Below are 6233 nucleotides of genomic sequence, written 5' to 3'. Positions count from 1 at the left end.
GGCGGGGACAGTGCTCCGGTCGCCCACGAGGAGACGCCGGTCGAGTCGACGCAGGTCCTGCTGCCCAAGCGCCAGCCGAAGACCCCGCCGAGGGGCACCGAAATGCCGCAGCTGAGCCCGCCGTCCATGCGCGCGATCGAGCGCCGCGAACCGCTCGACGCCGAGGGGAGAGGGCGCAGCGGCTCCCTGTTCGAGCCTGCGGTGAGCACCGCCGGCGGCACGGGCGAGTCCCGCCCCCTTTCGACGAGTTCGGTGCCGCCCGGCCCGTTCGGTCCCGGTTCGGCGATGCCCCGGCCCGGCGGCGGCAAGCCCGCCGACGATTTCGCGGTCAAGGCGAGTGTCACCGCGCTGCGCTACTGCACGGAGGATTCCCCGCAGTTCGCCCGCATGGTGGCCGAGGTGTGGTTCCGCACGCCTACGGACGCCGAGCGCGTCGGCTTCCGCCCGCTCTGACCTTGAGCGTCGTCGGGGTCCACGGTCGCCTGAGTAGCGAGGTTTGAACTACTTCAAAGGTGGCGCGATGAACACGGAGGTCAGTTCCGCCACCACTCGGATGTTCGTCGCTCTCATGCAACAGAACGACAAGGTGCGCGACCTCGTCACCGAGGTCCTACCGCAGGCTTTCCCCTGGGTGCGGTACCTGCCCGCGGAGGATCTGCGGGTGTTCGTGCTGGAGTTGGTCGAGGAGTTGGAACGCGCTGACTCGCTGGACAACCCCGTTCCCGTGGCGCATCTGCTCGCCGCTTGGCGGGCGACGGCCGAGTCGTACGCCGATCCCGAGTACGCGGCCGCCCGCCGCGCAACGGGTCAGGGCCCCGGCAAAGTCGGTCGGGCTTTGACCGTGGAGGGACCAGGACCCTTCACGGCTGTCCCCGGCCCCGAGAGCGACGGGGTCGTGAGGCAGTTTCCTCACGACCCCGTTTTCGTTCCCGCTGTCAGGCTGTGACGGTCCAGGTGTCCTTGCCGGTGAGCAGGGCCTGCAGATCGGGCCGGCGGGCCTCGCGGGCCTGTTCCACCTGCGCGCGGGCCTGGTCGTCGTAGGTCGGGCGCTGGACCTGCCGGAAGATCCCGGTGGGCGTGTGGTTGAGGTGCTGGTCGCCCAGCCGCGAGAGCGCGAAGGCGTACGAGGTGCTCTCGATGGACGGGTCGTGCACGATGAGGTTCTCCTCGCCGAGCTCGCTCACCTTGCCGATCTCCAGTCCGCCCCACCCGCTGCTGGTGACGCCGTACTCGCCCTCCGCGCCGAAGCGGATGGGCTGCCCGGCCTTGAGCGGGATGATCCGTTCCGCCGCCTGGTCGGCGTCCTTGAGGACGTCGAAGGCGCCGTCGTTGAAGATCGGGCAGTTCTGGTAGATCTCCACCAGCGCCGAGCCGCGGTGCTGTGCGGCCGCGGTGAGCACCTCGGTCAGCCCGGCCTTGTCGCTGTCCAGTGCACGGGCGACGAAGGTGGCCTCGGCGCCCAGAGCCAGCGAGAGCGGGTTGAACGGGGTGTCCAGCGAGCCCATCGGGGTGGACTTGGTGACCTTGCCCGGCTCGCTGGTGGGCGAGTACTGGCCCTTGGTCAGCCCGTAGATCCGGTTGTTGAACAGCAGGATCTTGAGGTTGACGTTGCGCCGCAGGGCGTGGATCAGGTGGTTGCCGCCGATGGAGAGCGCGTCGCCGTCACCGGTGACGACCCACACCGACAGGTCGGGGCGGGTGGTGGCCAGGCCGGTGGCGATGGCGGGGGCGCGCCCGTGGATCGAGTGCATCCCGTAGGTGTTGAGGTAGTAAGGGAATCGCGACGAGCAGCCGATGCCCGAGACGAACACGATGTTCTCGCGCTTGAGGCCGAGCGTGGGCAGGAAGGACTGCACCGTGTTGAGCACGACGTAGTCCCCGCAGCCGGGGCACCAGCGCACTTCCTGGTCGGACTTGTAGTCCTTGGCCTTCTGCGGCTCGTCGGTGTGCGGGACGAGGTCCAGGCCGGTGACGGCCGGGAGACCCAGATCGATGGCCGTCATGCTGCCACGACCCCCTTCATGATGTCGGTGAACACGGCCTCGAGCTCCTCGGCCTTGAACGGCAGGCCGGCGACCTTGGTGTAGGAGTGGACGTCGGCCAGGTACTTCGCGCGCAGCAGCAGCGCGAGCTGGCCGAGGTTCATTTCCGGCACCACGACCTTGTCGTAGGAGGCCAGCACCTCGCCGAGGTTGGCCGGGAACGGGTTGAGGTGGCGCAGGTGGGCCTGCGCGATGGCCAGCCCGCGCTTGCGCACCCGGCGGCAGGCCGCGCCGATCGGGCCGTAGGTGGAGCCCCAGCCCAGCACCAGCACGCGGGCGTTCCCGCTCGGGTCGTCGACCACGAGGTCGGGCACCGCGACACCGTCGACCTTGGCCTGGCGCAACCGGACCATGTGGTCGTGGTTGTCCGGGTCGTAGGAGATGTTGCCCTTGCCGTCGGCCTTTTCCAGTCCGCCGATGCGGTGCTGCAGGCCCGCGGTGCCGGGGATCGCCCATTCGCGGGCCAGCGTCTCGGGGTCGCGGACGTACGGCCAGAACTCGCCCGAGCCGTCCTTGGCGTTGGGCTCGGTGGCGAATTCCACGCGCAGGTCCGGCAGGTCCCCGACGTTCGGGATCAGCCACGGCTCGGAGCCGTTCGCGTTGGCCCCGTCGGAAAGGATCATCACCGGGGTGCGGTACTTGAGCGCGATCGCGGTCGCTTCCACGGCCGCGGCGAAGCAGTCGGCGGGCGACTGCGGCGCGATGACCGGCACCGGGGATTCGCCGTTGCGGCCGAACATCGCCTGCAGCAGGTCGGCCTGCTCGGTCTTGGTGGGCAGCCCGGTGGACGGGCCGCCGCGCTGCACGTCGATCACCACCAGCGGCAGTTCCAGCATCACGCCGAGTCCGATGGTCTCGGACTTGAGCGCGATGCCGGGGCCGGAGGTGCTGGTGACCCCGAGCGCGCCGCCGTAGGAGGCACCCAGCGCGGCGCCGATGCCCGCGATCTCGTCCTCGGCCTGGAAGGTGATCACGCCGAAGTTCTTGTGCTTGGACAGCTCGTGGAGGATGTCCGAGGCCGGGGTGATCGGGTACGTGCCGAGCAGCACGGTGAGCCCGGACCGCTGGCCTGCGGCGACGATCCCGTACGCGAGCGCCGTGTTGCCGGTGATCTGGCGGTAGGTGCCGGCGGCGAGCTTCGCCGGGGCCACCTCGAAGGTGGTGGCGAAGGATTCGGTGGTCTCGCCGTAGTTCCAGCCCGCGTGGAAGGCCAGGATGTTCGCCTCGGCGATGTCCGGCTTCTTCGCGAACTTCTCCCGCAGGAACTGCTCGGTGCCCTCGGTGGGCCGGTGGTACATCCACGACAGCAGGCCGAGGGCGAACATGTTCTTGCAGCGCTCGGCGTCCTTCTTGCCGAGACCGGTGCCTGCCAGTGCACCCTGCGTCAGGGTCGACATGGCGACCTGGTGCACCTGGAAGGCGGACAGCGAGTCGTCCTCGAGCGGGTTCGACGCGTAGCCGACCTTGGTCAGGTTCCGCTTGCTGAACTCGTCGGTGTTGACGATCAGGGTCGCGCCCTGCGGCAGGTCGCCGAGGTTGGCCTTCAGCGCGGCCGGGTTCATCGCGACCAGGACGTCGGGCCGGTCGCCGGGGGTCAGGATGTCGTAGTCGGCGAAATGCACCTGGAACGACGACACACCCGGGATGGTGCCCTGGGGGGCCCGGATCTCGGCCGGGTAGTTGGGCAGGGTCGCCAGGTCGTTGCCGAAGGCCGCGGCTTCGGAGGTGAACCGGTCACCCGTCAGCTGCATACCGTCGCCGGAGTCACCCGCAAACCGGATGACGACCCGGTCCAGCTTGGAGATCTCGGTCGGACGGGTGGCCGACAACGCACCGTTGCCGTTGGCACTCGTGCTCATTGGTCAGGGAATCCCTCTCTCCCGACTAGTCGTGTCCGCGAAGAACACCTTGCGCCGGGCGCACTTCCGCCGATACCTCCACCTTACTGGGGATTTTGATCCGGCGGTTCTTCCTGTGATCCGGCTTACCTGCTACTCATGGTAACAGTTACTTTCTGTCGTTGATGGCGGCCCGGATGGCCGCCAGACGGAGGGCGAACTCCGGTGAATTCAGCGACTCGACCTGCGGACCTAGCTCGGTCTCCACGGCCTCCGCGTGCTCGGCAAGAGCCAAGGTCAGGCGCAGGGAACGCTTGGTCGAGAGCACCAGCTCACGGGGTGCCGCGGCCGCCGGAGCGGCCAGTTCCAGTGCCGCTTCGAGTAACTGTTCGTGATCGCCCTCGACCGTCCGCATGGTGAGACCGGCCCGTTCGGCTGCTGTCGCGTCGAGCGTTTGACCGAACAGTGCCATGGCACGCGCCTGCTGCACGCCGACCGCCCGCTGCAGCATCCAGGTGAATCCGCCGCCGGGGTGGATGCCGAGTTCGAGAAAGCGCGGGATGAACTTCGCCCGGGGACCGGCGATCCGGACGTCCGCGGCCAGTGCGAGGTTCAGACCGGCGCCGACGGCCGCACCGCCGACCGCGGCGATCGTCGGCAGCGAGCAGCGCGCGACCGCGAGAAACCCCGCGTAGACCGCGCGAAGTCCCGCCTCCTGCGCTTCGCCGAGGGCGGTGAGATCGGCTCCCGCGCAGAACGCCGGCGGCGTGCCGGTGACGATCAGCGCGTGCACCCCGGTGTCGCGCTCGGCCTCGGCCACCGCCTCCGCGAGTTCGCCGGACAGCGCCAGGGTGAGCGAGTTGCGCCGGTCCGGGGCGTCGACGGTGATCACCGCGACCTTGCCCCTGCGCTCGGCGAGAATCCGTTCCGTCATACCCCCATCATGTCCCGGGGGTCAGGCTCCCGGCGTAGGCGGTCGTTCCAGTAGACGGGACAGCACCACGGTGGAAACGGTGCGGTCGACGATCTCCAGGCCGCGCACCCGTTCCAGCGCGGTCTCCAACTGGCCGATGTCCGCCGCCCGCAGGTGCACGATCGCGTCCGCCGCGCCGGTGACGGTGTAGGCCGCGACCACCTCGGGCAGCGGTTCGAGCCGGGCCCGGATCCGCGCCGGGGACACGTTGCCCCGGCAGTGGACCTCGACGAACGCCTCGGTGCCCCAGCCGAGCGCCTCCGGATCGACCACCGCGGTGAACCCGCGCAGGACCCCGGTCTCCAGCAGGCGGTCCACCCGGCGTTTCACCGCGGGAGCGGACAGGCCGACGACCTTGCCGATCTCGGCGTAGCTGGATCGCGCGTTGGCCACCAGGCATGAAACGATTCGCTGATCGATGGGGTTCACACGCAATGTTTAGCAGGTATTCGCACAAGAAAGACCGATTGATAGCCGTCTGGGCGCCCCATACCTTGAATGTATGACCACTCGGGTACCCCTGACCCGCCGATACCTCATGTGCCCGCCCCGCTACTTCGCCGTCGACTACGCGATCAACCCCTGGATGGATCCGGACACCCCGGTCGACCGGGAACGCGCGCTGGCGCAGTGGGCCGGGCTGCGCGACACCTACCGCAGGCTCGGGCACACCGTCGAAGAGATCGAGCCGCAGCCCGGCCTGCCCGACATGGTCTTCGCCGCCAACTCGGGTCTCGTCCTCGGTGGCCGGGTGCTCGGCGCGCGCTTCCGCGCCCCGCAGCGGGGACCCGAGGCCGAGCACTACCGTCGCTGGTTCACCGGACACGGCTACCACGACATCACCATGCCGTCACGGATCAACGAGGCGGAGGGTGACTTCGCCTGGACCGGCCGTCTGCTGCTGGCGGGAACCGGCTTCCGCACCGAGCCGGAGGCGCACGCCGAAGCGCAGGAGGTGTTCGGCGTGCCGGTGCTGTCGCTGCGGCTGGTCGACCCGCGCTTCTACCACCTGGACACGGCCCTGTTCGTGCTCAGTGAGGCGACCGGCGACTCGCCGGGCGAAATCGCTTACTACCCCCCGGCGTTCTCGCCAGGTTCGCAGCGAGTGCTGGCCCGGTTGTTCCCCGATGCGGTCATCGCCACCGACGCCGACGCGGAGTGCTTCGGGCTGAACGGGGTCTCCGACAACCGTCACGTCGTGCTCCCCGCGGAGGCCGCGGCGCTGGCCGGGCGTCTCGCCGACCGCGGTTACGAACCGGTGCCGGTGGAACTGTCCGAACTGCGCAAGGGGGGCGGCGGCCCCAAGTGCTGCACCCTGGAGATCCGCAAGTAGGGACACCACGACCGCCATTGTCCGGAATGGTCCGGAATGGTCCGGAA

General features: G+C 69.3%; 7 protein-coding genes. 3 read left to right on the top strand and 4 right to left on the bottom strand.

Translation table 11 applies throughout. The features are described from left to right. Nucleotides 1-453: sunset domain-containing protein (locus tag FNH05_RS29325; RefSeq protein WP_483964233.1), on the top strand; the 453-nt coding region annotated here is incomplete at its 5' end. A 67-nt stretch (nt 454-520) separates the two neighbouring features. Then, on the top strand, nt 521-946 hold the full coding sequence (locus FNH05_RS29320; RefSeq protein WP_144592090.1) for a hypothetical protein: 426 nt from the start codon (nt 521-523) through the stop codon (nt 944-946). Here the strand turns inward: FNH05_RS29320 and FNH05_RS29315 are convergent. The 4 genes from FNH05_RS29315 to FNH05_RS29300 all read right to left on the bottom strand — a co-directional run bounded on the left by FNH05_RS29315 (nt 936) and on the right by FNH05_RS29300 (nt 5282). Beyond that, on the bottom strand, nt 936-2003 hold the full coding sequence (locus FNH05_RS29315; protein ID WP_144592089.1) for a 2-oxoacid:ferredoxin oxidoreductase subunit beta: 1068 nt from the start codon (nt 2001-2003) through the stop codon (nt 936-938). The two genes, FNH05_RS29320 and FNH05_RS29315, sit on opposite strands and share 11 nt — an antisense overlap. Further along, a complete protein-coding gene (locus FNH05_RS29310) occupies nt 2000-3901 on the bottom strand; it encodes a 2-oxoacid:acceptor oxidoreductase subunit alpha (protein ID WP_144592088.1) in 1902 nt (633 codons plus the stop codon). Before FNH05_RS29310 ends, FNH05_RS29315 begins: the two co-directional genes overlap by 4 nt. A gap of 148 nt (nt 3902-4049) precedes the next feature. Further along, entirely contained in the window at nt 4050-4814 is a 765-nt protein-coding gene (locus tag FNH05_RS29305) for an enoyl-CoA hydratase (protein ID WP_144592087.1), read from the bottom strand. Between the two features lie 21 nt (nt 4815-4835). Continuing rightward, complete coding sequence (locus tag FNH05_RS29300; protein ID WP_144592086.1) at nt 4836-5282, bottom strand: Lrp/AsnC family transcriptional regulator; 447 nt, start codon at nt 5280-5282, stop codon at nt 4836-4838. 73 nt (nt 5283-5355) lie between these two features. On the opposite strand from FNH05_RS29300, the gene ddaH reads away from it, so the two are divergent. After that, a complete protein-coding gene (ddaH, locus tag FNH05_RS29295; protein WP_186382796.1) occupies nt 5356-6186 on the top strand; it encodes a dimethylargininase in 831 nt (276 codons plus the stop codon). The last annotated feature ends 47 nt before the right edge of the window (nt 6187-6233 follow it).

This window comes from Amycolatopsis rhizosphaerae (assembly GCF_007713715.1).
GTDB lineage: Bacteria > Actinomycetota > Actinomycetes > Mycobacteriales > Pseudonocardiaceae > Amycolatopsis_E > Amycolatopsis_E rhizosphaerae.
Note: the sequence above shows the minus strand (reverse complement) of the source record. Positions and strands in the feature narration are given on the sequence as shown.

Coding starts and splice junctions, on each gene's coding strand:
- FNH05_RS29320 (WP_144592090.1), top strand. CDS start 521: ATGAACACGGAGGTCAGTTCCGCCACCACTCGGATGTTCGTCGCTCTC.
- FNH05_RS29315 (WP_144592089.1), bottom strand. CDS start 2,003: ATGACGGCCATCGATCTGGGTCTCCCGGCCGTCACCGGCCTGGACCTC.
- FNH05_RS29310 (WP_144592088.1), bottom strand. CDS start 3,901: ATGAGCACGAGTGCCAACGGCAACGGTGCGTTGTCGGCCACCCGTCCG.
- FNH05_RS29305 (WP_144592087.1), bottom strand. CDS start 4,814: ATGACGGAACGGATTCTCGCCGAGCGCAGGGGCAAGGTCGCGGTGATC.
- ddaH (WP_186382796.1), top strand. CDS start 5,356: ATGACCACTCGGGTACCCCTGACCCGCCGATACCTCATGTGCCCGCCC.